Source organism: Streptomyces sp. B21-105, from assembly GCF_036898465.1.
Taxonomy (GTDB): domain Bacteria; phylum Actinomycetota; class Actinomycetes; order Streptomycetales; family Streptomycetaceae; genus Streptomyces.
Genome location: NZ_JARUMJ010000001.1, coordinates 5,168,090 through 5,193,897, shown reverse-complemented (window position 1 = coordinate 5,193,897; position 25,808 = coordinate 5,168,090). Strand labels below are relative to the sequence as shown.

Here is a 25,808-nt window from a genome sequence, read left to right as displayed (position 1 = left end):
CCGTGGGCATCGGCGACTTCATCAGTGACATCACGCCCGACTCGGTCGAGGACGCGGTCGAGGACGGCGTCGCGTGGGTCGGCGACCGGGTCGAGGACGCGGGCGACTGGACGGCCGACAAACTGGAGGAGGCCGGCTGGCAGACCGGCGCGGACTGGGTGCGCGAGCAGTCCCGTTCGGTCGCGAACCGGCTGGGCGCCGACGTCGACGAGATGGACCTCGGGCAGACCGAGGACAAGACCAAGCTGATCTACGGCAGCGCCGACAAGATCCGCTCCACCGCGGAGCAGCTCCGCGGCTTCCAGGCGGCGTTCGACAGCGCGGGCGAGGGCCTGAAGGGCCTCGACTCGTCCCGGCTCAAGGGCGAGACCGCCGAGGCGCTGCGCACCGCGGTCGGCACCCAGCCGCCGAAGTGGTTCACCGGCGCCGACGCCTGCACGAAGGCGGCCGCCGCGCTCGAGGCGTTCGCCGGCACCGTCACCTGGGCGCAGGGGCAGGCGCAGACGGCGATCGACAAGTGGAAGGAGGGCGTCAAGGCCTCCGAGGACGCCGCCGACGCCCACCGCAAGAAGGTCGACGACTACAACAGCGCCGTCGACCGCTACAACGCCCAGCCCGCCGACAAGCGCGACCCCTCCACCCTCCCCACCAAGCCGGCGGCGACCTTCCACGACCCCGGCAAGAAGCTGATGCAGGACGCCCAGGACCTGCTCACCGAGGCCCGCAAGCAGCGCAACTCGGCGGCGGAGACGGCGCGTTCCGCAGTCCGCGCCGCCCGTGACACGGCGCCCGAGAAGCCGTCCTACGCCGAGCAGCTGAACGACGGCATGCAGGAACTGCAGATCATGGGCGACCACGTCGGCGGCGGTCTCATCAAGGGCACCGCCGGCATCCTCAACTTCGTCCGCGGCATCAACCCGATGGACCCGTACAACCTCACGCACCCGGCCGAGTACGTCACCTCCCTCAACAGTCTGGCCGCCGGGCTGGTCGTCGCCGCCAACGACCCCGTCGGCACCGGCAAGCAGATGGTCACCGACTTCATGAAGGACCCCAGCGAGGGCCTGGGACGGCTGCTGCCCGACGTCGCGCTGACCGTGGCCACCGGGGGCGGCGGCGCCGCCGTGAAGGGCGTGCGGATCGCGGAGGACGCCGCCGAGGCCGCACGGCTGCGCCGGCTGCTCGACGACGCCCCGGAGGGGACCCACAACCGCCCGGACGCCGGGCGCACCACCGACGGCACCGACCCGGTGGACCTCGGCACCGGGCGGATGTTCCTGCCCCAGACCGACCTCGTGATCCCCGGCATCCTGCCGCTGGTCTTCACCCGCCGCACCGAGTCCGGCTGCACGGCCGGCCGCTTCCTCGGGCCCGCCTGGACGTCCACCGTCGACGAGCGTCTCCAGATCGACGCCGTCGGCGTCCTGCACGTCACCGCCGACGGGCTGCTGATCCCGTACCCGCACCCGGTCCCCGGCGCGCCCACCACCCCGGAGTCGGGCCTCTCCCGCACGCGTCTCGCCCGGGACGCCGACGGCGACTACACGCTCACCGACCCCGACACCGGCCTGGTCCGCCGCTTCGACGCCCCTTCCGGCGGCGAACCGGGCGGCGACGGCGTCGCCTGGCTGACGGACGTCACCGAACGCAACGGCCACACGATCACCGTCGAGCGCGCCGAGGACGGCCTGCCGCTGGCCCTCGTCCACTCGGCGGGCCACCGGGTGAACGTGGCGTCCGCCGACGGCCTCGTCACCGCCCTGTCCCTGGCCGGCGGGGGCGAGCACGGCGCCGACCTGCCACTGATGAACTACGGCTACCAGGACGGCGACCTGACCGCCGTCACCAGGCCCTCCGGCGCCACGACCACTTTCCTCTACGACGACCGCCGCCGCGTCATCGCCTGGACCGACTCCAACGCGAGCCGCTACGACTACGTCTACGACGACCAGGACCGCGTCGTCGCCGAGGGCGGCCAGGCCGGGCACGTCCAGATCTCCCTGTCCTACACCGGACCGGACCCCGGCACCGGCCACCGGACGACGGTCCTGACCACCCCCGACGGCCGCACCACCCGTCATCTGATCGGCCCCGGCTGTCACGTCCTGGCCACCACCGACGCGCTCGGCCACACCACCCGGTTCCGCCACGACAGCAGGGGCAACCTGTTGTCCCGCACCGACCCGCTCAACCGCACCACCGCGTACTCCTACGACGGGGAAGGCCGGCTCGTCACGGTCACCCGTCCCGACGGCACCGAACTGCGCGTCGTGCGCGGCCCGTTCGGTCTGCCCACCGAGCGGTACGACCCGGACGGCGCCCGGTGGCTGCAGGAGTTCGACGAGCGGGGAAACCGCACGGCGGTCACCGATCCGGCCGGCGGCGTCACCCGCTACACCTACGACGACGCCGGTCTCCTGACGTCGGTCAGCGACGCCCTGGGCGCCACCACCGTCGTGCGCTGTGACGCGGCCGGGCGGCCGGCGGAGGTGACCGACCCGGCGGGCGGCACGACCCGCCTGGAGCGCGACGCCCTCGGCCGCCCGGTCCGCATCACCGACCCGGTGGGCGCCGTCACCCGCCTGGAGTGGCACGCCGACGGGCAGCTCGCCCGGCGCACGGGCCCCGACGGCGCCACCGAGTCATGGACGTACGACGGCGAAGGCAACTGCCTCACCCACCTCGACGCGGCGGGCGGGGTGTCCCGCTTCGAGTACACCCACTTCGACCTCGTCGCCGCCCGCATCCGACCCGACGGCTCCCGGTACGAGTTCGAGCACGACGCCGGTCTCCGGCTCACCCGGGTCACCGACCCGCAGGGGCTCGTGTGGACGTACGCGTACGACCGGGCCGACCGGCTCGTCTCCGAGACCGACTTCGACGGCCGCACCGTCACCTACGGCCTCGACGCCGCCGGACAGCTCACCACCCGGACCGACCGCCTCGGCGGCGTGACCGCCTACGCGTACGACGCGCTCGGCCGGTTGATCCGCAAGGAGGTCGAGGGCCGGGTCACCGTCCACGCCTACGACCGCGCGGGACGCCTGACCCACGCGTCCGGCCCGGACGGCGAGCTGGTGCGCCGCTACGACCGGTGCGGCCGGCTCACGACCGAACTCGTCGACGGCCGCACCCTCGGGCACGCCTACGACGCCGTGGGCCGCCGCATCCGGCGCACCACCCCCACGGGACTGGTCACCCACTACGCCTACGACGCCGCCGGCCGCCCCAGCCGGATGACCGCCGGAGGCCACGACATCACGTTCACGCACGACGCGGCCGGCCGCGAGGTGGAACGCGTCTTCGCCGGCATCGTCACCCAGGCCTCCGCCTGGGACGAGGCCGGCCGGCTGTCCGCCCAGCACCTCACCGCCGGTTCCCGCACCCTCGACGAGCGCACGTACGCCTACCGCGCCGACGGCCGTCTCACCGCGACGTCCGACCTGGTGTCGGGGGCGCGCACCTTCGACCTCGACCCGGTCGGCCGGGTCACCGCCGTCCACGCGCGCGGCTGGAGCGAGCGGTACGCCTACGATGCCGGCGGCAACCAGACCGCGGCCTCGTGGCCCGACTCGCACCCGGGCCACGAGGCCACCGGCGCCCGCACCTACACCGGCACCACCGTCACGCGGGCGGGCGCGGTCCGCTTCGAGCACGACGCCCTCGGTCGCGTCACCCTGCGCCAGAAGGCCCGGCTCTCCCGTAAACCGGACACCTGGCGCTACACCTGGGACGCCGAGGACCGCCTCACCTCGGTGACCACTCCCGACGGCACCCGCTGGCGCTACCGCTACGACCCCCTCGGCCGGCGCACCGCCAAGCAGCGCCTGGCGGCGGACGGCGAAAGCGTGACGGAGGAGATCCGTTTCACCTGGGACGGCTTGACCCTCTGCGAACAGACCACCGTCTCCGGCGACCTGCCCCGTCCGGTGGCGCTCACCTGGGAACACCGCGGCCTGGCGCCCCTCGCGCAGACCGAGCGCATCCTCACCCCGGACGCCCGCCAGGAGGAGATCAACCGGCGCTTCTTCGCCATGACCACCGACCTGATCGGCACCCCCACCGAACTGATCGACGAGTCCGGCGACATCGCCTGGCGCACCCGCACCACGCTGTGGGGGACCACCGCCTGGTCCCGCTCCAGCACCGCCTACACCCCGCTCCGCTTCCCCGGCCAGTACTACGACCCGGAGACCGGCCTCCACTACAACCTGTTCCGGCACTACGACCCGGAGACCGCCCGGTACGCGTCTCCCGACCCGCTGGGGCTCTCGCCGGCGCCGAACCCGGTCGCCTACGTGGACAATCCGCACACCGTCTGCGACCCGTTCGGCCTGTCGCCGTACAAGGAGGGGGAAGGCCCCACCATCGGCGAGTACACCTCCAAGGGCGAGGGGCAGGACCTCAAACGCTCCGCGATGGTGGGCGACGACTCATGGCACTTCAACACCGGCCACGGCTACGACCGGGCCCACACCGGACCGGGCGGAACCACGAACGACCTGCGCACCACCAACCTGAAGCCCGACCAGATCGAGCAGGCGATCGTCTCCGACGTGTACGGATACATGAGGGACGGCGGCGCCGTCCCCCGCGCCGGCACCCCCGGTTTCGCAGGGCCGCTCGACAGGTCGGTGACAATAGACGGGCACGACGTCGGCTACCGGGTCGTCCAGCGGCCCGACGGCGCCTACCAACTGTCCACCTACTGGCTCAATCCGTAGCGGCCGGCTCACCCGATCCCGGCCCGCACCGGCCGCACGGCGGCGCCGGGACCGGCCGTGCCCGTCGGTCAGGGTCCGGGCACCCGCAGCACCGACCCCACGACCACCCTCACGGCCACCCCCGCGAGAACCCCGTGAGAAATCCTCGAGGAGAAGCGAGAGATGCCCGACCCGACCCCCTCGGCCAGGAGCCTCGGCCAGGCGATCGACAGTGCCGACAGCCGTCAGGTCAACGAGGCGACGCGTGACTTCGTCGAGAAGCTCACCTTCGCGACGGCCGACGAGATCCTCGCCATGCTGCGGGACGTCCTCACCGAGGACTGGATGGCCCTCCCGCCCTGGGCCCGCAACCTCGCCTACCGCCTGGCGTGCCTGCAACGCCCCGACGACCCGCTGCTGCTCCGCGAGGCAGCCGCGGACCTGCTCTCCTTCGGCCCTGACTGGGACACGTACGCCGAGGACCTGAGAAGGCGCGCGGCGGAACTGGACTGAGGCCCGGCTATCGTGCGGCTCTCCTTCGACGGCCACTGGCGTGCGACGGTGACGGACGATCCGCTCGCCGTCAGCCCGCGTTTCGACTTCCGGGACTTCCGGGTGCGGGTAGCGGCGTACGCGGACGTCGAGGAGCGCGGGCGGTTCCTGCTGGACACCTTCGGCAGCCGGCCGTGGCTGTGGGACACGCCCGACGAGCTCCACTTCGACAAGGCGGGCTCGGAATTGGTCGGCGCCGAGTTCCAGATCGCCGGCGAGGCCGCCGACCCCGAGGACTGCGCCCGCCTGCCCGCCGCACCCCCCGTCCGCCCGGGCGGCCTTCGCGCGGACGAGGCCCGGGACTTCCATCTGGCGGTGACCTCGGAGCTCTGCCGCGCTCCCGGCGACGCCGCGCTCACCTGCCTGCGCGACCTCGACGTCCTGGACGAGCCGCTGGACGCCCGGATCGGCATCGCCCCCGACGTGGCGCTCCTCGTCCAGCACGGCGCCGTCGTCGGCTGGAGCCTCACCGACCCCGCCCGCTACCTGACCACCGGCTTCGCCGCCCCCGACCCGGCACCCCCCGCACCCGCCACCCGGCGCCTGCTCACCGACTGCCTCGACCTCATCACCACGGAACTCCTCGACGAGGTACGCGACCGGGTCCCGGCCGCCCTGGACCGGCTCCGGGCCCTGGAACGGTCCCTGCGCGAGCAACGCCAGGACCGGCACCGCGTCGACGCCCTGCTGGCCTTCGTCGCCGACCTGGTCGACGACTACGCGACCGGATGACTCCGCCGAACCGCACCCGGCCTACGCGCCGCCGTCCGTCTCGATGTCCGACCCGGCGCCCGACCACCGCGAGTTCTCCCCGCCCGCACGGCCGCCGTGCCGGCGCTCAGCCGCCGTCGACGACGGCGAGGTGGTATGTCGTGTCCACCCAGAAGCCCCCCGTGGTGCGGGCCTTGATCTCGACGACGTAGTGACCGACGGGCAACGGGTCGAAAGCACACCAGAGCCCCCAGGCGACGCGCTTGCGCATCGCCGCGCGGAAGGGCTTCGAGGTGTACTCCCGCATCGGCAGCGGGACTCCGTTCAGGAACGCCCTGGCGTCTACGACCTCCATCACCATCGGCTCGCGCGAGGTCAGCGTCAGCGGCCGCTGCGTGTTGAACACCGGGAAGAACACCGGCCGTCCCGACGGCATCGAACAACGCCGCACCACGCGGCCGCCGTAGGTACCTGCCAGGAACCAGACGTCGTCCGGCTGGCGCCAGCCCGCGAACTCCCCCGTCGTGTCACCGACAGGGCTGCGGTCTTCGGGCGCGGACAACGCCCACTGCCACCAGCGGGCGGCCAGTTCACCGCCCTGCGCGGGCCCCGGTTCCTTGAAGCCGCCCCCCACCGACACGGACTCGCTCACGACTCCCCCTCCACTCGCTCACCCATGCGATCACGCCGCCGATACCCTACCGAGCAGGACGGCGGGAGACGCGACGCGGTGCCCCCGCCGGGGCGGTCGGCGCGCCGCCGTCCTCACGGCCGGGGACGGCGCCGACCGGGGTGGCGCCGGAAACCGCGAACCGCCCGCGACCCCTTCCGGGCTCACGGGCGGTCGCCGGCCGTCGCCCGGCAGGCCAACCTGCTGCCCCCGCGGCGACTACGCGTCAGTCCCCGCATCGACCGGACCAGCTGCAAAAGCCGTCACCGGCATCGAAATCCTCGTGCCCGCAGGCCCTGACAACACGCTCCAGCCACAAACTTCACGGCCTTGTCCCAAAGGCCGGGGCATCCTCGGAGGCGCCCGGTGAACTGCCCCTCACACGGTCATGACCCGGACGTCGTACTGCGGGATCCGCTTGTCCCGCGTTACCAGGGTCATTCCTTCGATCTGAGCCTGGGCGACCAGTATCCGGTCGAAGGGATCCCGGTGCAGCGCCGGGAGCCGACCCGCCCGTACCCCGTGCCCGGCGGTGATGGGCAGGCCGGTGAACTGGCTGTCGCGCACCCGCTCGGCCAGATCTTCCAAACCTTCCAGTTTCCCGAGAGACTGCTTGATGGCGATCTCCCACGGTGATACCGCGCTCACGTACACGGCGGGTTCGGTGTCGAGGAGATCCTTGATCTCACCGGACAGCTCAGCGGAGTCGTCCAGCCACCACAGGACCACGTGGGTGTCGAGCAGCAGCCGCATCAGCGCATCCCGAAAGCGGCGGCGATATCGTCGGGCAGTTCATCGAAATCGTCGGGGATATGGATCTGCCCCCGGAGCGAGCCCCGACCGGTCCGCTTCACCTTGGGACGCAGAGGCACGACCTTGGCCACCGGCTCCCCCGCCTTGCTGATCACGACCTCCTCACCCGTCGCGACCTGCTCCAAGATCCGCGAAAAGTGCGTCTTGGCCTCGTGAACGTTGTATTGACGGGCTGCTTCCATGGCTGCCTCACGATGTGACCAACGAGTGGACCAAGCGCTGGACTGGTGGACTAAGTACTGGACTAAAGGATAGCTCTCCGGGAGGCACAGAGCACTCGTCGCGCTCCCTACCCGGTGATCCCAGCAATGCTCGGGCTCTCTCCTGGTTGCCCTTCTTGATCTCGGCGACAATGTCGAGCCCCTCCTGCAGCGCATGGTCGACCTCGGGTCACTGAAGGCACGGATGCCGCCGGCGTACGTCTTGATGACGTCCGCGACCTGGCGAAGGCCGGCGGCCGTGGCAGCGTCCAGGGCGCGAGCGAGGGGATCCGCTGCCGAACACCACGCTCCCGACGGGCCCGGCCACGATGTCCGGCGCCTTCAGCTCGGCCCACACCGTCTTCCCAAGCAGCGGAGCCGCACCCACCGCAGACGCCCGCCCCGTCACGCCTGCGCACCGGGCGGCGGGCGCCACCTCCCCGACGTGAATGCGCTCAGCAGCTCCCGGCCGGCAACCGTGAACGGATGGTCGGGACCCAGGCTGTGTTCCCGTCGGGCCACGACATCTGTCATCAGCTCTGCCCCCGCCTCCACGTGGCCGAGAGCGGCTCGGGTGCGGGAAAGAAGCTGCTGGACCGAGAGCGGGGTCAAGTAGTCGGGGCCGAAGCGTCGACGGTAGGCCTCGGTGACCAGCCGAATCTCCTGGTCGGCCTGGCCTCGGCGTATCTGCCCAGACGGAAGGGCGAGCGCCCTGCCCTGGAACGGGCGGCCAGTACGAACTGCTCCCATGACGTGACGTGTCCGCCGTCTTGAAGACCTTGAACCTTTTCCCACCGCGCGCTGAAGCTGCGCGGTGGAGCGTCTGGACGAAAATCCCTTGCGGTCGCGGGTGATGATCGCCCTACGGTTGTTCCCCATGACCGTGGAGATGCCCTACCAGCCACTGCCGATCGACCAGTCCGACGTGCGCTACATCCACGGACCCGATTCCGCTCCCCAGCCGGGCGTGCCCGCCGGCGAGACGGTCGAGCTCGAGTGGAGTGGCAGCGAGGTCTACCCGGGAACCTTCCGGAAGTTCTGGGTGCACGTGCCCGCACAGTACGACCCGGCGGTACCGGCGTCCTTGATGGTGTTCCAGGACGGATGGTGGTACCTGGACCCCGCAGGGGAGGTACGCGGCGCGATCGCCCTGGACAACCTCGTTCACCGCGGCGACATCCCCGTCACCATCGGCGTGTTCGTCGATCCCGGTGTCTTCCCCGATGCGGAGAACCCGAAGAACCGCAACACCGAGTACGACGCCTTCGACGACCGGTACGTCACCTTTCTCCTCACCGAGATCATCCCGCAGGTCGCGGAGCGTTACAGCATCGCCCAGTCACCCGAAAGGTGGGGCATCTGCGGCGGGAGCAGCGGCGGCAACTGCGCCTTTACCGCCGCCTGGCTGCGTCCGGACAAATTCAGCCGCGTCATCGGATACCTGTCCAGCTTCGCGCAGATGCCGGGCGGCAACCCCTACCCGGACCTCGTCTCCCGCGTCCCCCGCAAGCCGCTGCGCGTCTTCCTGCAAGGCGGCCACCGCGACCTGCGCTGGAACGAGCCACAGTGGAACTGGCTCGCCGAGAACCTGCGCGTGGCAGCCGCTCTCGCCGAAGCGGGCTACGACTTCCGCCTTGTCCTGGGAGACGGCGGACACAGCCCCAACCACGGCGGTGTCCTGCTTCCGGACGCGCTGCGCTGGCTGTGGCGTCCCAGTTGAGCACACTCCAACCCGAGCAGCTCCGACCCCCCGGGCAAGCCGATCGTCAGAAGATGCGGGTCCAGCGATACACGTTTCGTGGAGCGCAGATCAGCACGCCCTACAACATCGATGAGGTCGATCCCGACGGAGCACGCTTCCGCCGGACGAACCACGACGATGTGGCCTTCGTCGGCCAGGTCAGCGAATACCTCGCCTGATCCAGCGGCACGTGGAGAGCCGGATGCTCGGCCAACGGGCACGTCCGGTTCGGCGGGCGGGGACGGGAAAACCGACACCGGAAACGGCGCACGGCGTCCCGTCCCCGACCCAACACATGGAGCTCGGCCGGCATGGCGCGCTGAACTCCTCTTAGGAGACCGTGAGGAATCGTGCTGCGTGGTGTTCCGCCGTGCCGCGTAGTGACGTTGTGCCTGATCAGAGCACCTGCAGCAGGTTGACCCGTGCCACCCGATGCTGCACCGTCCAAAGGCGTCCGGCCACCGGCTGACCACCGGGAAGGCTGCCACGGGTGGCAAGAGCAGACTCACCGAGATTGTAGGCCTCCCACAGATTCTTCGTACGTGTGCCGGGTCTCCTGCAGGTCGTTCCAGAGACGGCCCCTTCCAGCGTGGCCGGTTGGCTGTCCCCGAGACCGTCCTTCAGGTCCGTTCCTGACCAGCGAAAACCTCTGGCCATCGACCAACCAGTGGTGACAGGATCCGCAGCATGGCCCATGGAATCGAGTCCTACCCCACCCGATGAGCGCCCAGGCAGGCAGTGGAGTCCCCGCCCCTCGGCCCTCCCTGTACGCATACGCGCTGCGCCTGTACCAGTCGAAGCCCGAAGGTCGACTGCCTCACGGTGGCTACCCCTTGCCTGACTCGCCACAAAGGCGCGCAGCGCTGGGTTGGCGCGAGGCCCAAGCAGGTGTGCGGGAGATCCTCGCTCCCCTACTGTCCGATCCGAACACGGTCCGCGCCGCCGACGAGATCCACCGCAGGCTGCACACGTTGGGCATTCAGGATCGTCATGTCCAGGCCGCGATGGCCGATCTGCCTCTGGAAGACACAGCGGCAGCCTGTGCTCTCGGCCGCCGTCTGACACGCACCGGCACCAGCACACTGACCGTGAGCGTCGGCATCGCTCTCCTGGCTCGCCTCGGTAAACCGGAGGACTTTCCCTACCTCAAGGTTCTCGGCCTGCTGAGGGTTCTCGCCCGTCCCGTAATCGGCGCGCTCACCGCCCTCGACTGCCCGACAGCAGCCCTGGTATGGCTGGCCGACCACGCCGAGAGCCGTGCACTGCGCCACCTGATCGACGCGATCGCCGCACGCGATGACCACGACGCCCGCAAATGGCTGATCAACGCCCCTCTCGACTCAGGTGCTGTCGGACCTTCAACCGCCCGCAGGATTGCCGAGGCCGTCCAACTCGCCGACATTCTCAGCGAGGAGCAGATCGACACCCAGGTCGTGGCCCAGGCCGGACGTCTCCTCTCCCGAATGACGGGACTGCGCGACTACCAGCCCGAGATCCTCAGCTACCAACAAGCCATCACCGCCTACGACGCGTTCGTCACACGCTCCTCCCAACTGCCCCCGACACTGGACCACTACGCCACCCTGCTGTCCGTCGCCCTGGACCTGCACAGCGGCCCCAGCGTGCTCCTCGACTCTGGAGGACTTCAAGGACTCACAGGTCTGGCTGAAGGTCGACTCGACCGGCAAGTACGACCTCAACCTCGCCGCAACGAGTACATGGAGAACGGCCACACCCTCGACAAGCAGTCGGCAAGACGGACGAGCAACCGGCGCAGCGTCTGCGCGATCAGCAGACGAACGGGCCGACCCAGGCATGGCCCTACGGCAAGCCGTGCCCGAGCAGTTCTTCAGCCTCCCCGAACCACCGGAGGGCGGAGGACCTGACCGAGTACAACCTCAACAAGAACCAGGCTGCCATCGACGCGTGGAACGTCGGCTGCAGGGGCCGGCGGCACGAACCCTCGGTCAGAGAGCCTCCGAATCCCCCAACGGTACCTACAGTTCAGATTTCGATACCTTCAGAAATCGTGAACTCGCAGGGATTTGACGGCGGCCGGATCGATTCGCTGGGGCTCGATGAGAACGGGGCGCCGGTGGTCGTGGAGTTCAAGCGCGGCACCGCGGCCGGCGTGATCAATCAGGGCCTGTATTACATGGCGTGGCTTATGGCGCACAAGGACGCCTTCCGGCACCTGGTCCGCGACCGGCTCGGGGTATCGGCCGCGTCCCAGGTGCTGTGGAGCGCACCCCGGCTGATCTGTGTCGCCGCCGACTTCACCCGCTACGACGCGCACGCCGTACGCGAGCACAGGCGCAGCATCGACCTGGTGCGCTACCGCATCTTCGACGGCGGCCTGCTGGGCCTGCTGCTGGTCGAGTCCGCACCGGGTTCTTTCCGTCCCGCACTGGCTCGGCGTCAGCGGCGGGAGAGGGAAGAGGCGTCCGATTCCGGCGGAGAAGTCGGGAAGCCGTCGAGGCCAGTGGTTCCGAGCATCGTTCCGGCTTGCCTGCAGGACCTGTATGCCGAGTTGGACGAGGCCCTCACCACGTGGGGCGAGGTCGAGGTGGCTCCGCTCCGGCACTACATCGCCTACCGGCGGATGGTGAATCTCGCCAAGGTAATCTTCCGCCCGAAGCACGAGGTGATCGTGGTCTACCTCAGAGTCGACCCAGACACCGTCGAGTTGGAGGAGGGTTTCTCCCGCGACATGCGCGGCATCGGCCACCTCGGGACGGGCGACCTGGAGGTGCGCATCTCGTCGGCGTCCGACTTGGAGAAGGCGGGCACGCTGATCCGGCGGGCATTCGAAGCAGCCTGACACGCAATTGGCTGGGCCAGCTCCTGAAGGCGTCATCTCGTGGCGGTTCGGTGCTGCCACCTGCTCGACTTGTGGCGAGCGCCATCGCATCGCAGTCCACGTCGCCCAACTCATCCTCGCATTTGCCACCGCGATCTGGCACAACCACAAGACCCGCCAGGCGATCACGCGATTACTGATTCCCAACCTCGAGATCAGCGGCGCCTCCGCCGCTGTCTGGAGCAGGACTGATGCGTTCTCAGGCTTCAAGATTGAGTAGTGCGACTGCAAGGTCCGGGCGTGACCGGTAGTGGTCGGCTGTGGCGGCGATGTTGGTCCAGCCTGGCCTGGCGCATGAGGCCGATGGCGAGGTTCCGCAGGGTGGCCATGATTCGGGGTGCGGTGCCGGTGCGCACGCGGGAGACGTCCTCGGCGTAGGTCACGTCTCTCACATGTCGGCCACGGACTTATCTGCTGGAAGTTGACGCGTTCCGCTCCGAGGGGCGCGATGATGCTGATCTTTATCTATCTGCTTGACACGATATGCGCTGCTTCGAGTCCGGTTCCAAGAAGGAATCCGATGATGAGGTCGGCCCGCCGTTTGAGTCTGCCGAGGGCGGTGGCGATGGCGTCGCCAAGCTCGGTAATCGAACGGAAGGCGCGGTTGGCGATCTCGTCCTTCACGATCTTCCAGAGGAGCTCGACCGGGTTGAGTCCTGGCGCGTAGGCAGGCAGTTGGACGATGTCGAGCCAGGCCCGTTCGCCTTCGGTCCACTCCGTCACGTTGTGGGCGAGGTGGCTGGAGTGGTTGTCCCAGACGAGGGTGATCTTACCGCCGAACCGGACTTTGAGCGCGGTCAGCAGGAGCGGGAAGTCCTCCTTCGTGTAGCCCTTGCCGGGCTTGTACCAGGCGTAGAGACGCGGCTGGTGGCCTGGCCGGTAGGCGAGCCAGCCGACCATGTTGACCCGACCGCGACGGGAGCCGTTGAGGTGCACGACGGGGGTGCACCCGCGCGGACCCCAGGTCCGGCGCATCACCGAGGAGATCGCAGCCCCGGACTCGTCGCCGAAGACGATCCAGCGGTCTTCGCTCACCGCTCGTCGGGATGGGACACCGCCGGCCACGTTTCCGTGCGCCATGCGGCGATCGCCTCCTCGCCCCGCTGAATCGCCCGCGTCTGCGGGACCTGCCATGACCAGCCAAGACGCCGTAGCAGCAGCCATACTCCCGGCAGCGAAAAACGCGGACCGTACTTCTCCTCAATCAGCCGGGAGATCCTCGCCAGCGTCCAGCGCTGGTCCTCCCAGCCGTGGGCCGTAGGGCCCTGACGCAGCAGTGTGATCAGCTCCGCCTCCTGCCCCCCGTCAGGTGCCGGTTCGACGTGGTGTTGCCGCGCTTCGCCGCCAGGGCCTCGTCCCCGCCCGCCGTCCACGCCGCGTGCCACTGGCTGACCGCCTGACGGGACACCCCCAGCCGCTCGGCAACCCATGCCTGCCGCACCCCCAGGGCGATTGCAAAGTCCGTTGATCGTGTGTTGGCGCAGGTCAGTTGAGTCCGAGGAGTGCCAGTGGCCGCTCGTAGGGGCGGAGGGCTGTCGTGCGGAGTCCGGCGGCGATGTTGGTGTGGCCGGCGTTGCGGAGCTGGTTGATGGCGAAACTGCGCAGGGTGGCCATGTTCTCCGGGCCGTGCCCGGTGCGGATCTTCGAGGCGTCCTCGCGAAAGGCGGTGTCCCGGACGAAGTGGAGCCTGTTCTCGATCACCCAGTGCGCCCTCAGGATCTTCGCGATGCGTTCCGGGGATGCCTGGCGGCTGGTCAGGTCGGTGATGACGTAGACGGTCTCGCGGCTCTGCTTACCGGTCTTGGCGTCGGTGCGGTGGCGTACGACCTTGGCGACCTGGGCGGCGTGGGGGAAGTCGACGCCGAGGTCGGTGACGGTCAGGGCCTGCACGACCCGGGTTTCCTTGCGGCCGTGGCCGGTGGTTCGGTCGTAGAACTTCGCCGTCGCCTCGCCCCAGGGCAGCGTTCGCAACTGCTCGTAGAGGTTCTTCTGGTTCCGCTTCACCGTGAAGACGTAGTGCGCTTTCTTCGCCTCGACGAGGAAGCGGGCGTGGTCGCGCTGGGTGTGGAGAGCATCGCCGGTCACGGTGACTCCTTGCAGGTCATAGGGGTCCAGGAGAGCGGCGAAGCACGTGATCTCGTTCGTCTTCTCCGGGACTCGGAGCTGGGTGACGGTCATTCCGGTGCCGGTCATCGCGGCCAGCAGGTGGGCGGCCTGGGTGGCGCCGAGGCGCGAGCCGCGGGCGCTCTTGCCGTCCACGGCGAGGGTGTCCGCGCCGGCCGGGTCGTGGCCGAGGAGGTCGGCCAGACCGCCGGGGCAGGTGTCCTTGATGACCCGGCGGATCGTCGCGCCACTGGGTGGGACCCGGACGGCCAGAGCGGTCGCGGTGCGGGCGCCGAGCCGGGCCAGAACGTCCTGCGGGGCGTCGGTGGCCCACTCATCGATCGCCGCGAAGCTACTCGCCCCGGTCACCACAGCGGAGCAGACGATCAGCAGTACTGCCACGAAGGGGTGACGCTTCCCGCGCCGGCACCGCGGATCGGCCAGCGTGGCCAGCCGCTCGGCCAGCGGACCCGTCGCACAGTGCTGACGGGTGGGCGACTTGACCAGACAGACGGTGGCAGACTGACGGCACATCGAAGCTCCGTTGGGCGCAGGCGACTTGGCAAGGTCACCTCCGCAACGGAGCTTCGTTGCGTCCGGTCGCGCACCCTCCCGGCATCGTCACACCGCCGTGACCTGCACACTCACGAGATCACCGCGACTTTGCAATCGCCCTGGCCGCACCCCTTGTTCGAATAACGCCGCCGCGGCCAGCCGCCCCGCTTCCAACTCCCGTGATCCCGACACAGCCGCCCCCGAAAACCCCATACAACCGGCATACCGCAACCCGAAGTCTTGTCAACACCCCGAAAAAAGATCAGTAGTGGGCAGAGCAATCAAGATTAATTCCGCCTACCAAGGCAAGGGAAATCACTTGAGAAAGCCATCTCTTTCTTGCCCCCTCATAGCCGGGTCTTTTCTGTAGCACAGAAGCCTCTCAATGTTCGATAGCCGGTCGGACTCTATCCATCGGATCTTCCGCTGCCCACCACCTCGCCTACGTGTTTGTGGCGCTCTGGGCCCCTAGGTTCGTATTTTCCATCAAGATCATGATTGAGTTATATTCAGTCACTTATGGCCGGGTAAACCCTCAAGAGCCCCCGCAAGATGCCTGTTAACCTGCGCCGAACCTGTTTCAAGTCTCTTGATGAGGGGTGGGGTGTGAGACGCATGAGAAAGCACGGACTTGCCGTGCTTATGGTTTCGGCAGTACTTGCCGGAGCGCTGCCCGCTGTGGCGGTCGTAGCAGATGGCGATCTGGACCTTCCGAAGCTCAAACAGCCGAAGGCGGTGTCGGTCAAATCGGTGGCCGCGGGCGGCAGCAAACGCAAAGACGCCGCCCACCCCTGGAAGGGTGCGTCCAAGGTCATCTGGCCGGCCGCAGGCAGTATGGACATAGACCTGAACACGGCCTCGGCGGCGGCTCCCATAACGGTCACCCGACTGACCCCGGCGAGTCCGGTGGCTCGTAAACGGGACCCGATCAGCTCGGCCGCAGCGGCCAACCCGCCCAAGGTGAAGGTCACGGTCGCCGACCGGAAGACCACCAAGGCGGCGGGTGTGGAGGGCGTCCTGTTCTTGGTGGACCAGCCTGCCGGTGGGACCAGAGTGGCGATCGACTACTCGGCCTTCCGTGGAGCGTACGGTGGTGACTGGTCAGCCCGGCTGCGTCTGGTCGAGCTTCCCGCGTGCGCTCTCATCACTCCACAGAAGCCCGAGTGCCGTGGCCAGCGGCCGCTGGACTCGACCAACAACACCGAGACTCGCAAGGTCTCCGCCGAGATACCCGGGACCGCCCGGACCGGTCCAGTCCCGTCCGCCCGCAGCAAGGTGATGGCCTCGGGTGCTACGGCCCGGTCCGGAGCGATGGCCTTGGCCGTGACGGCTGACTCCGGTGGCTCTTCGGGCGACTACAAGGCGACACCGCTGGAGGCCTCCAGCGCCTGGAGCGCGGGCGGTTCGACCGGCGCACTCAGCTGGAACTACCCTATCCAGATCCCAGCCGTGCCGGGAGGCCTTGAGCCGGGCATCGAGATCGGCTACAACTCGCAGGCCGTGGACGGCCGTACGGCGGCCTCCAACAACCAGCCCAGCTGGATCGGCGACGGCTGGTCCTACGAGCCGGGCTTCATCGAGCGCAAGTATAAGTCCTGCGAAGACGACAAGGACGGCGGCACCAACACCACCAAGCGCTTCGACCAGTGCTGGTTCACCGACAACGCCGTGCTACACCTGGGCAGCAAGTCCACCGAGCTCGTCTACGAGGCCGGCAAGGGCTGGCACCCGGAGGCCGACTCCGGTGAGAAGGTCGAGAAGCTGACCGGCGCCGCCAACGGCGACGGCGGCACCGCGGGCGTCGACGGAGTCGGCGAGCACTGGAAGGTGACCGCCACCGACGGCACCCAGTACTTCTTCGGCCTCAACCGCCTTCCGGACTGGAAGGACAACGGCACCGCGGCCGACGACCCGGTGACCAACTCCACCTGGACCGTGCCCGTCTTCGGCAACCAGTCCGGCGAGCCCTGCTACAACGCGAACTTCACCAGTGGCTGGTGCCAGCAGGCCTGGCGCTGGCAGCTCGACTATGTGGTCGACACCCATGGCAACGCCATGGCGTACTACTGGAACACCGAGAAGAACAACTACGGCCGCGCCTTCGACGAGTCCACCGGCAAGGGCACCGTCACCCCCTACACGCGGGGCGGCTGGCTGGACCGGATCGACTACGGTCTGCGCTCCGACGCCGTCTACACAGGCAAGCCCATGGGCCAGGTGGCCTTCGGGGTCACCGAGCGCTGCCTGGCCAACTGCACCACCTTCGACGAGACCAACGCCGCGAACTGGCCGGACACCCCCTTCGACCAGTATTGCAAGGACGGGTCCACGGAGTGCAAGGACCAGTTCGCCCCGACCTTCTGGTCGCGGAAGCGGCTGACCTCCATCACCACCAAGGCGCTCACCGGCGGGGTGCCCAAGGAGGTCGACACCTGGACCCTGGCACAGGACTTCCCTGCCTCGGGCGACGGCATATCCACCCCCATGTGGCTGAAGTCCATCCAGCGCACCGGCAAGGCGGGCGGCACCGCCACCCTCCCGCCGGTCACCTTCACCGGCGAACAGCGGGCCAACCGCGTGGACAAGACCGGTGACGAGCTGGCCCCGTTCATCCGGCTGCGCCTGTCGCAGATCACCACCGAGAGCGGCGGCACCCTCGGCGCCTACTACTCGCAGCAGGACTGCACCCCGGACAATCTGCCCCCGGCCGACGGCACCAACACCACCCGCTGCTTCCCGGTGAAGTGGGCCTTCGAGGGCCAGACCGCCCAACTCGACTGGTTCAACACCTACGTGGTCACCCAGGTGGTCGAGGGCGACAACCTGGTGGAGTCCCCGGACAAGGTCACCTCGTACGCGTACCTGGACGGGGCTGCCTGGGCCAAGAACGCCGACGAGTTCACCAAGGCCGAGGACCGTACGTACTCGGTGCCGCGCGGCTACGGCCGGGTGCAGACCCGTACCGGCGCCGCGAGCGACCCGCGCACCCTGACCGAGACCCGCTACTTCCGCGGCATCGACGGAGCCCAGGTCACCGACTACGCCGGGGCCGCGGCCACCGACCGGGAGCAGTTCGCCGGCTTGCCGCGCGCCTCCGCCACCTTCAACGGGGATGACACCACCAAGCTGGTCTCCGCGACCTCCGCCACCCCGTGGCGCTCGGCCGCGGTCGCCACCCGCACCCGCACCGGGCTGCCGGACCTGGTGTCCTACAAGACTGGCATCGAGAAGGAGGAGACGCTCACCACCGTCTCCGGCGGCCAGCGCAAGACCTTGCTGACCCGCACCTTTGACGGCTACGGCATGGTCACCCAGACCTCCGACCTCGGTGACACAGCCAGGACCGGCGACGAGTCCTGCATCACCGCCCAATTTGCCCGGAACACCGCCGCGCACCTGCTGAACCGGGTGTACCGCACCGAGGTGGTCGCCGGGGCCTGCGACAGCGCGATCAGCCGACCCGCGGACGTCATCTCTGACAACCGCAGCTACTTCGACGGCTCCACCACCCCGGGCGCCGCCCCCACCAAGGGCGATGTCACCAGGCTAGAGCAGATCAACGGCACGGGCACCGGCTACGACATCACCAGCACCACCCCGGTCGCTGACTACGACATATACGGTCGGCCGCTGAGCACCACGGACTTCTACGGCAAGAAGACAACCACGGTATATACCCCGGCCACCGGTGAGGTGCCCACCACCACGGTAGTCACCAACCCGCTGGGTCACACGATCACCACCGTGGCCGACCCGCTGCGCGCCCTGCCCCTGTCGGTCACCGACGCGAACAACCGCGTCACCACGACGGCGTACGACGCTCTCGGCCGGGTAACCAAGATCTGGACCCCGGCCCGCTCGGCAACCACCTACCCGGACACGCCGAGCTACACCTTCGGGTACACCGTCCGCAATGACGGCCCCAATGTGGTGACCACCAGCGCGCTGGACCACAACTCCGTCTACCGGACCGCTTACACCTTCTACGACGGCCAGCTGCGCGTCCGGCAGAGCCAGTCTTCTTCGCCCGACGGCGCGGGCCGCCTAGTCAGTGAGACCTTCTACGACACCCGGGGCCTGGCCTGGCGTACCTCGGGCACCTTCTTCGCTAGCGGGCAGGCGGAGCCCGTGCTGGTCACCGGCCAGGAGCTGAATTACCCGGCGTCCACGGACACCGAGTACGACGGCGCCGGCCGGGTCACCGCGGTCATCGCCCGCAAGTTCGGTGACGAAACCAGGCGGACGACCACGACATATACCGGGGACTCGACCACGATCGTCCCCGAGCAGGGCGGTACCACGACGACTTCGCTGACTGACGCCAAGGGCCGCAACACCGAGGTCCGGCACTACACGAACGCCGAGCGCACGGCCTTCCTGGCGACGAAGTACACGTACAACAAGCGCGGTCTGCTGGAACAGGTAAGCGACCCGGCCGGCGCGGTGTGGAAGTACGGCTACGACATTCGCGGCCGACAGAACCACATCGAGGACCCGGACAAGGGTGCCTCGGACATCACCTTCGACGCGGGCGACCGGGCCACCGACATAAAGAACGCCCGCGGCGTCATCCTGCACACCGACTACGACGAGCTCGGCCGCAAAACCGCGCTGAAGCAGGGCGCCACCACCCTGGCCGCCTGGTCCTACGACTCCGCCACCGGTGGCAAGGGCAGGCTCGCCAAGTCCACCCGCTGGATCAACGGCAAGGCATACGAGGAAGCCGTCACTACCTACAACAGCCTGTACCTGCCGGTCGTCAACCAGGTCACCATCCCGGTGGCCCCGGAGACCGGCGCGCTGGCGGGTACCTACAAATGGACCACCAGCTACAACCTCAACACCGGGCAGGCGATGTGGCTGCAGCAGCCAGCGATGGGTGGCCTTCCCTCCGAAAAGATCGCCAACACCTACACCGCCGCGGGCGGACTGCTGAACACAGTGGGCGCGGGCGTCGATCCGCTGGTCTCGACGATGACGTACGACCACTACGGGAGGCCAACCCGGGTCGAGTACGGCGAGTTTGCCAAGCACCTATGGAACTCGTTCGAGTACGACGAGCACACCGGCGCGCTCACCCGCTCGGTGACCGACCGGGAGCTGGCCCCGCAGCGCATCGACAACACCCGCTACACCTACGACCCGAACGGCAACATCACCTCGGTGAAGACCGTCTCCGGTCAGGACACGCAGGCAGTGACCGACACCCAGTGCTTCACCCTCGACGCGCTGCGCCAGATCACAGAGGCGTGGACGGTTGCGCCGGGCATCGCCGAAGGCTGCGCTGCAGCTCCGTCTGCAGCTACCGTGGGTGGCCCGGACGCATACTGGACGACGTACACCTACGGTCCGACAGGTAACCGGAAGACCGAAGTCCAGCACAGGACGCCGTCCGGTCCGACTGGTGACATCACCCGTACCTACGCAGACCCGGTCGCGGGCAAGCACGCCCTGACCTCGGTCAGCCAGTCCGGCCCCTCGGGCTCGCTGACCGAGTCGTACCAGTACAACGAAACAGGCGCGACCAAGAGCCGCAAGATCGGTACGGCGGCCGAGCAGATCCTGGACTGGGACTCCGAGGGCCACCTCGCGAAGACCACCCAGGGCGCCCTGGTGACCGACTACACTTACGACGCCGACGGCGACCGGCTCACCCGTACTGACTCGGCGGGCACCACCCTGTACCTGCCGGGCGGCAACGAGCTGAAGCTGTCCAAGGACGGCACCACGGTCACCGGCACCCGCTACTACAGCGCCGGCAGCACCACGGTGGCCATGCGGACCGGCGGCAAGCTGACCTTCCTGCTGTCCGACCACCACGGCACCGGCACCACCCAGGTCGACGCCTCGACCCTGGCGATCACCCGACGCAAGACGGCCCTGTTCGGCGGCCCGCGTGGTACCCAGCCCACCACCTGGCAGGGCGACCGCGGCTTCGTCGGCGGTGTGCGGGACGCGGACACCGGGCTGACCCATCTCGGGGCACGCGAGTACGACCCGGCAATCGGCAGGTTCGTCTCAGTGGACCCGGTGATGGACAGCACCGACCCGCTCCAGCTGGACGGCTACGGCTACAGCCACAACAACCCGATCACGCGCAGCGACCCGTCGGGGCTGTACGACCCGGACGAGCGGGCGTACTGCCAGCAGAACCCGGACCAGTGCGACGGCGGCAAGGTCAAAAACAAGAAGCCCACCAAGGCACTGACCGCCGACAACGACGGCAAAGGCAACATCAAGACGGTATACGACAAACAGGGTGTCCCACACCACTTGACCAACACGCCTGACGCCTCCGCCGCCAAGGCATTCGACACGCTGAACGACGACCTGAAACGGGCGGGGATGTACTACGACCCCAAGACGGGCAACGGCGTGCAGTACCTGCTCCAGGACGACAGCGCGGCGGGCAAGACCACCCTGGCGAAGGACGCGCCGGTCAAGGACGCCGACGGCAAGCCCGTGCTGCCGGAGACGACGGCCGACTTCGTGAAGGTCACCTGGAAGAACGGCCAGATCGTGAACGTCGAGACGGCGGATGCCACGGAGTCCACGCGGGGCGTCATCGCGAACCACGGTACGATCGACAAGAAGCTCAGGGAGCAGACCCGCACGGTCGTCTTCGTCGCCAAGGACATGGCCCAGGCGACGGAGTACGCCGACTATTACCAGGGCAACCCGAACGTTCGGGTGATCTACCCGACCGGGAACTTCGACACGCACCGTACTCCGGTGCCCCCGCCGTCGTTCAAGGTGACGGCCAAGCCCGGACCGCTGAAGGCACCGAAGGTTCGCGTCGGGCTGCCCATTGTCAGCGGCGCCCTCGCCGTGGCCCAGGCCCCCAGCTACATCAGGGAAGACGGCTGGGGACACGGCCTGTGGAACATGTTCGAGGACACCATCGATCCGCTGGACATGATGGGTGAATCGATCGACCCCTGGTACGACCCCTCGCAGGACCCGGACAACTGGGCCTGATCGCGAGGTCTGACGCATGGCAGAGGCGAGGTGTCCGCCCTCCGGCAGCAGCCGGGGGTGGCACCCCGCCTCGTGCGTTCTCAGCGGTCGGGACGGTCCGTGCGGGACAGCACACCGACGATGGTGTCCGAGAAAGGCTCCCGCCGGGTCTGCGGCAGCGGCACCTCGGTCAGCTTGCCGTCGTAGAGCATCCACAGCCCGAAACAGTCGTCGTCCTCGTCACGGACCAGGACCTGCACCGACCACGGATCGGGCCAGGGCAGCAACTCCAGATGCGCGAACAGGCCGGTCCAATTGCGGCGGATGAACTGGATGACCCAGGTATAGCACTCCTCGGACGGCTTGCCCGATCCGGCGAACACGTTGTCGCCCACCCGGGTGAAGCACTGGTGCCACTCCCGGTTCTTGTCGGGCCGGGTCAGGGGTTCCATCACCCCTTCCGCCCTCCGCGCCAGCACGATGATCTCGGTGTATCTGCTCATGCCAGGAGTATGACCGCTCGCCCATGCCCATTCGGATTCAGCACGGCGGTCGCCGCCAGTGTCAGCGAAGGGCACGCGGCCGTTCGTACGGCCCAGGCGGCACACCTGCGGCAGCGGAAGAAGCTGCGCTACCGGCTGCTGCACAGTGCAGCGATGCGGCCCCGGACTGGCCACCGACGGGCCGACAGCGGCCGAAGGAGCGGGCTGGTCGGGCGTCTGGTCCAGGGCGCGTGGCGCGTGCCCGGAGCGGACGACAGCAGCCTGAGCCAGCCGGACTGCTGGGGCCCAGTCCACGGTCGCGGCGGCTTCACGCGCTTCGATCACGTGGCTGATCGCCTGCAGGGATGTGCGGCTCTCGGCTTGGCCGACGCGAAGGTCCGCCGCTGAGCTGGTGATCCGTTCCAGGTCGATAGGGCGGCCCCAGGCTTTCTCAATCATGGCTGTGGCCTGGTCGAGTGCGGTGGCATCGGGCATGGCGGAACTCCCGGCTTGGGAGGTGCTTCGGGCAAAGGTGATGCCCCGGAAGGCCCGGGGCGCCGGGGTCAGCGGCTGTGGCGTGGGGCCGACAGGCTGGCCGTCCGCTTGGCCCCGAGAGTGTGCGGAATTACTCGACCGGTTCTGTGCCGAATTCGCGGTGCGGCTGCGGGCGGCCATGACGCGGAGGTCGGCGGGTGTCTGCGGGGTGCGTGCGGCGCGGTGGACGGCCTGGGCAACAGCGGCGCGGCGCACGTCGAGCGGGGTCGGAGCCCGAGAGATCTGGGGGCGGTTGGGCCGACTGGGGTGAGCGTGACCAGGTAATCCACCTTGCGGTTGATCTGGTGCCGCTCACGGATCACCGGGGCTGAATCTGTCACGGCGGCTGCCGTCGCGGCGAACAGGTGAGACGGGGTGCAGGCTGTGAAGAACGCCTCCGCGCGAGTGTTCCAACCCGGAGGACCGGCCCATAGCGTGACGGTTTCGTCGTCCCAGTCAGAGAGGCGGTTGTCGATCAGGACGCCTGCTTGCCCGTCGGGGGCGATGATCTCGACGGTGCCGCGTTCGGCCGCGCCGTCGCGAGCCCAGCCGGCATCGGTCAGCGGCCGGACGGCGTCGGCCCAGTACAACGACGGGCTCGTCAGAAAGCGCCCGTTGCCGTCGGTGGCGTCGGCTTCGGCGTAGTCGTGGGCCAGAGTACGGAGCCCCGTGGCGGTCGTCGGCCCGGGTGGGCCGCTTGCCGACGAGCTACTCGCTGACGAAGGGGAGCCTGGCGGCAACGTCACGCACACGCATGGATTGGCACTGCTGTGGCCTCTGCTGCGCAATTCCTGATGTTCAGGCGGTGAGTCGGTACTTGAGCTGTTCGAGGTTGCTGGTGCGGTTGGGCCGAGCGGGCTGCTGGCCCCAGTGGGCGTCGAGGCGGATCATGTTGATCGCGGTGGGGGAGAAGGTACGCACCTCCCTCGGATGGCACGAGGACACCCCGTCCGAACGAGAGCTGTGGCGACTGGGGTGGGGGCTCCTGCCTTCTGGCCAAGGATGTAGCACGCGGTGTGCCCTGCACGCAGGTGCGGTCGCCTGCCAGCGAGGGCTGCTCCGAGCGTGTAGAGACACCCGCGGCAGCCCGCGCTACGGCCTCGCTTCCAGAGCGCATCGCGTCAGGGCTGGGTGAGCAGCAGGGAGATCGACCCGTCGGACGACACCTTGCGCCAGGGGTACTCACACACCATCCGCTCGACCGGAGGGGCGTCGTGGATGATGGTGCGCTTGGGGTAGTCCCGGCAGGTGCCGTGGTTGGCGTACTTCGGGCAGTTCCCGTCGGGCTTGCGGAACTGGTGGGACTGCCACGCGAGCGTGCCCGCGAGTTTCTCCTCGGGCAGGGTCGGCAGGTACTGGTTGCTGAAGTACGAGCCGATCATCCCGCCAGCCAGCGCCAGCGCGAGCAGCGCGCCGACAGCGGTGAACCGCCGCTGGGTATCGGGCCTGTCTGTGGTCCGTGACTGAACGAGTGGTGCGAGCTTGCGCACCGTGAGGAGGCAGGCCAGCACGGCGAGGGCGGTGAGCGTCGCCTGAATCTGCATCATGGTGCGCGGGAACAGCTGAACTTGTTGATCGGCCTCCATGTGGCCGGCCAGCCAGAACCGGATCAGCCATGCACTGCCGAAGCAGGCGAGGGGCGCGATCACCACGGCCTCACGTAGTCCGATGGCGACGGCCACGCCGAGCCCGACCAGGGCCAGCACGGCGTACATGTGGAGCCCGGCGAACTCGCCGAAGCCCGGGTACTCGCCCGGGTCGTCCCAGGCACGGCTGGAAAGCGGGGTTGTGCCGATGTAGGCGGGCTCGGTCAGGGTGTATCCGGAGCACCACTGGTCACGGGTGCTGGCCGCGCTGAGCAGGACGCGCAGGTATACGCCGGCCACGAGCAGGAATCCGGCGAGGGTGCTGCCGAGGAGCAGCAGGCCGCGCCTCGCTCCGGTTCGCCAGGGGAAGAAGAAGAGGGTGGCGATGAGCGCTCCGGGCAGCGACCACAGGTGCCAGCCAGAGTAGACGAGGAAGAGGAGTCCGAACAGCAGGCCGAGGAATCCGCCCCGGAGCGCTGCTCCGCGTGTGGTGAAGTGGGGCGAGGCCCGCAGCCACATCAGCAGTTTGGCGATCAGCGGCACGAGGACGACGAGCACGAACGGGCTGTACGGCTTGTGCGACAGGGTCTGCTGCAGCGCGGGCAGCAGACCGACGGCGAGCGCGGGCAGCGGTGACAGGCACGACCGCCAGGCCAGATAGGCCGCCGGTCCGGTCAGCGCGACGAACGCGATGAAGAGCCACTTGAGCCCGAAGGCCGGCTGTCCGCCGAGGAATCCGGTCTTGGCCGCGTACCCGAGGAGGTAGGGCACAGCCGGTGGGTAGAAGGCGTGCATCGAGCCGGTGTGGAGCACTTCCTCGGCCCAGCCGAGGAGGCGGTTGTTGTCACCGTAAGGGCCATTGATCGGCCACGGAGTGCCCCGCAGCGCGAAGACCTGGCCGGCTCCGAGGAATCCGGTGCTCAACCCGGCGACGGCTGCTGCACCCAGCCGAACGGCCGTCGCCCGCGTCCGCTCGCTGCCCCGCACGGTCGCCCATCCCACGACGGCGACGACGACCAGCACGAGCAGCGCCAGTCGGAACTGAAGGTTCGACAGCCCGCTGACCTGGCCGATCCGCGTGATCGGGCTGTTGCCGACCGTCAGCCCCCAGTAGGTGAAGCCGAGTGCGGTCGCAAGGCTGACCGCCACCTCCCCGGCCGCAGGCCACCAGGGCTGGACCAGCAGCCGGATGCGGATCCTGGTCGCGTGACGGACAACGGGTCGAGGTCTCGCGGGCGGGGCCAAGTCGGCCGCTCTTTCGGGCGCGCCTATGTTCACTGTTGTCTCCAGAACGCGTCGGTCGGCAGGAGAGCGCGGCCGACGCGTGCGTGTGCACGGTGA

At 68.8% G+C, this 25,808-nt stretch carries 18 protein-coding genes; 8 read left to right on the top strand and 10 right to left on the bottom strand.

Annotated elements, in window-relative coordinates; all coding sequences use genetic code 11:
* Positions 1-2 precede the first annotated feature (2 nt).
* The 3 genes from QA802_RS23430 (at position 3) to QA802_RS23420 (ending at position 5,987) form a co-directional block, all read left to right on the top strand.
* The gene (locus QA802_RS23430) at positions 3-4,724 is read left to right on the top strand and encodes a putative T7SS-secreted protein (protein ID WP_334526063.1); all 4,722 of its coding nucleotides are present in this window, start codon (positions 3-5) and stop codon (positions 4,722-4,724) included.
* A 162-nt stretch (positions 4,725-4,886) separates the two neighbouring features.
* Positions 4,887-5,216, top strand: a complete 330-nt coding sequence (locus tag QA802_RS23425; protein ID WP_319169466.1) for a hypothetical protein — start codon at positions 4,887-4,889, stop codon at positions 5,214-5,216.
* A gap of 12 nt (positions 5,217-5,228) precedes the next feature.
* Complete coding sequence (locus QA802_RS23420) at positions 5,229-5,987, top strand: hypothetical protein (protein ID WP_319169467.1); 759 nt, start codon at positions 5,229-5,231, stop codon at positions 5,985-5,987.
* Between the two features lie 106 nt (positions 5,988-6,093).
* Here the strand turns inward: QA802_RS23420 and QA802_RS23415 are convergent, their stop codons facing one another.
* The 3 genes from QA802_RS23415 to QA802_RS23405 form a co-directional block, all read right to left on the bottom strand.
* Positions 6,094-6,618: a hypothetical protein gene (locus QA802_RS23415; protein ID WP_319169468.1), complete on the bottom strand. Its 525-nt coding sequence runs from the start codon at positions 6,616-6,618 to the stop codon at positions 6,094-6,096.
* 396 nt (positions 6,619-7,014) lie between these two features.
* Positions 7,015-7,389, bottom strand: coding sequence for a type II toxin-antitoxin system VapC family toxin (locus tag QA802_RS23410; RefSeq protein ID WP_319169469.1), 375 nt, complete (start codon positions 7,387-7,389; stop codon positions 7,015-7,017).
* The gene (locus QA802_RS23405; protein ID WP_319169470.1) at positions 7,389-7,631 is read right to left on the bottom strand and encodes a type II toxin-antitoxin system Phd/YefM family antitoxin; all 243 of its coding nucleotides are present in this window, start codon (positions 7,629-7,631) and stop codon (positions 7,389-7,391) included. Before QA802_RS23405 ends, QA802_RS23410 begins: the two co-directional genes overlap by 1 nt.
* An 895-nt stretch (positions 7,632-8,526) precedes the next feature.
* On the opposite strand from QA802_RS23405, the gene QA802_RS23400 reads away from it, so the two are divergent.
* The 4 genes from QA802_RS23400 (at position 8,527) to QA802_RS23385 (ending at position 12,211) form a co-directional block, all read left to right on the top strand.
* Positions 8,527-9,369, top strand: a complete 843-nt coding sequence (locus tag QA802_RS23400; RefSeq protein ID WP_334526055.1) for an alpha/beta hydrolase — start codon at positions 8,527-8,529, stop codon at positions 9,367-9,369.
* A gap of 53 nt (positions 9,370-9,422) precedes the next feature.
* Positions 9,423-9,569, top strand: a complete 147-nt coding sequence (locus tag QA802_RS23395) for a hypothetical protein (RefSeq protein ID WP_193433426.1) — start codon at positions 9,423-9,425, stop codon at positions 9,567-9,569.
* A 711-nt stretch (positions 9,570-10,280) separates the two neighbouring features.
* Positions 10,281-11,276, top strand: coding sequence for a hypothetical protein (locus tag QA802_RS23390; protein ID WP_334526046.1), 996 nt, complete (start codon positions 10,281-10,283; stop codon positions 11,274-11,276).
* Positions 11,277-11,419: 143 nt separating this feature from the next.
* Positions 11,420-12,211 carry a DUF5655 domain-containing protein gene (locus QA802_RS23385; protein WP_334526043.1) on the top strand — a complete coding sequence of 264 codons (792 nt, stop codon included), beginning with the start codon at positions 11,420-11,422 and terminating at the stop codon, positions 12,209-12,211.
* Positions 12,212-12,715: 504 nt separating this feature from the next.
* Here the strand turns inward: QA802_RS23385 and QA802_RS23380 are convergent.
* From QA802_RS23380 to QA802_RS23370, 4 genes are all read right to left on the bottom strand, one after another.
* A complete protein-coding gene (locus QA802_RS23380; RefSeq protein ID WP_319169474.1) occupies positions 12,716-13,285 on the bottom strand; it encodes an IS630 family transposase in 570 nt (189 codons plus the stop codon).
* On the bottom strand, positions 13,282-13,524 hold the full coding sequence (locus QA802_RS23375) for a helix-turn-helix domain-containing protein (RefSeq protein WP_443042290.1): 243 nt from the start codon (positions 13,522-13,524) through the stop codon (positions 13,282-13,284). The genes QA802_RS23380 and QA802_RS23375 overlap by 4 nt, the downstream gene beginning before the upstream one ends.
* A gap of 8 nt (positions 13,525-13,532) precedes the next feature.
* Positions 13,533-13,658: a hypothetical protein gene (locus QA802_RS41650; protein ID WP_443042168.1), complete on the bottom strand. Its 126-nt coding sequence runs from the start codon at positions 13,656-13,658 to the stop codon at positions 13,533-13,535.
* Positions 13,659-13,735: 77 nt separating this feature from the next.
* Entirely contained in the window at positions 13,736-14,887 is a 1,152-nt protein-coding gene (locus QA802_RS23370) for an ISAs1 family transposase (RefSeq protein ID WP_334518345.1), read from the bottom strand.
* Positions 14,888-15,586: 699 nt separating this feature from the next.
* On the opposite strand from QA802_RS23370, the gene QA802_RS23365 reads away from it, so the two are divergent.
* Positions 15,587-21,886: an RHS repeat domain-containing protein gene (locus tag QA802_RS23365; RefSeq protein WP_334526039.1), complete on the top strand. Its 6,300-nt coding sequence runs from the start codon at positions 15,587-15,589 to the stop codon at positions 21,884-21,886.
* Positions 21,887-21,966: 80 nt separating this feature from the next.
* On the opposite strand, the gene QA802_RS23360 is transcribed toward QA802_RS23365, so the two are convergent.
* The 3 genes from QA802_RS23360 to QA802_RS23350 all read right to left on the bottom strand — a co-directional run bounded on the left by QA802_RS23360 (position 21,967) and on the right by QA802_RS23350 (position 25,616).
* Positions 21,967-22,842: a hypothetical protein gene (locus tag QA802_RS23360; protein ID WP_319169478.1), complete on the bottom strand. Its 876-nt coding sequence runs from the start codon at positions 22,840-22,842 to the stop codon at positions 21,967-21,969.
* Positions 22,843-23,679: 837 nt separating this feature from the next.
* Positions 23,680-23,802 carry a hypothetical protein gene (locus QA802_RS23355; RefSeq protein ID WP_319169479.1) on the bottom strand — a complete coding sequence of 41 codons (123 nt, stop codon included), beginning with the start codon at positions 23,800-23,802 and terminating at the stop codon, positions 23,680-23,682.
* A gap of 200 nt (positions 23,803-24,002) precedes the next feature.
* Positions 24,003-25,616: a hypothetical protein gene (locus QA802_RS23350; protein ID WP_334526035.1), complete on the bottom strand. Its 1,614-nt coding sequence runs from the start codon at positions 25,614-25,616 to the stop codon at positions 24,003-24,005.
* Positions 25,617-25,808 lie beyond the last annotated feature (192 nt).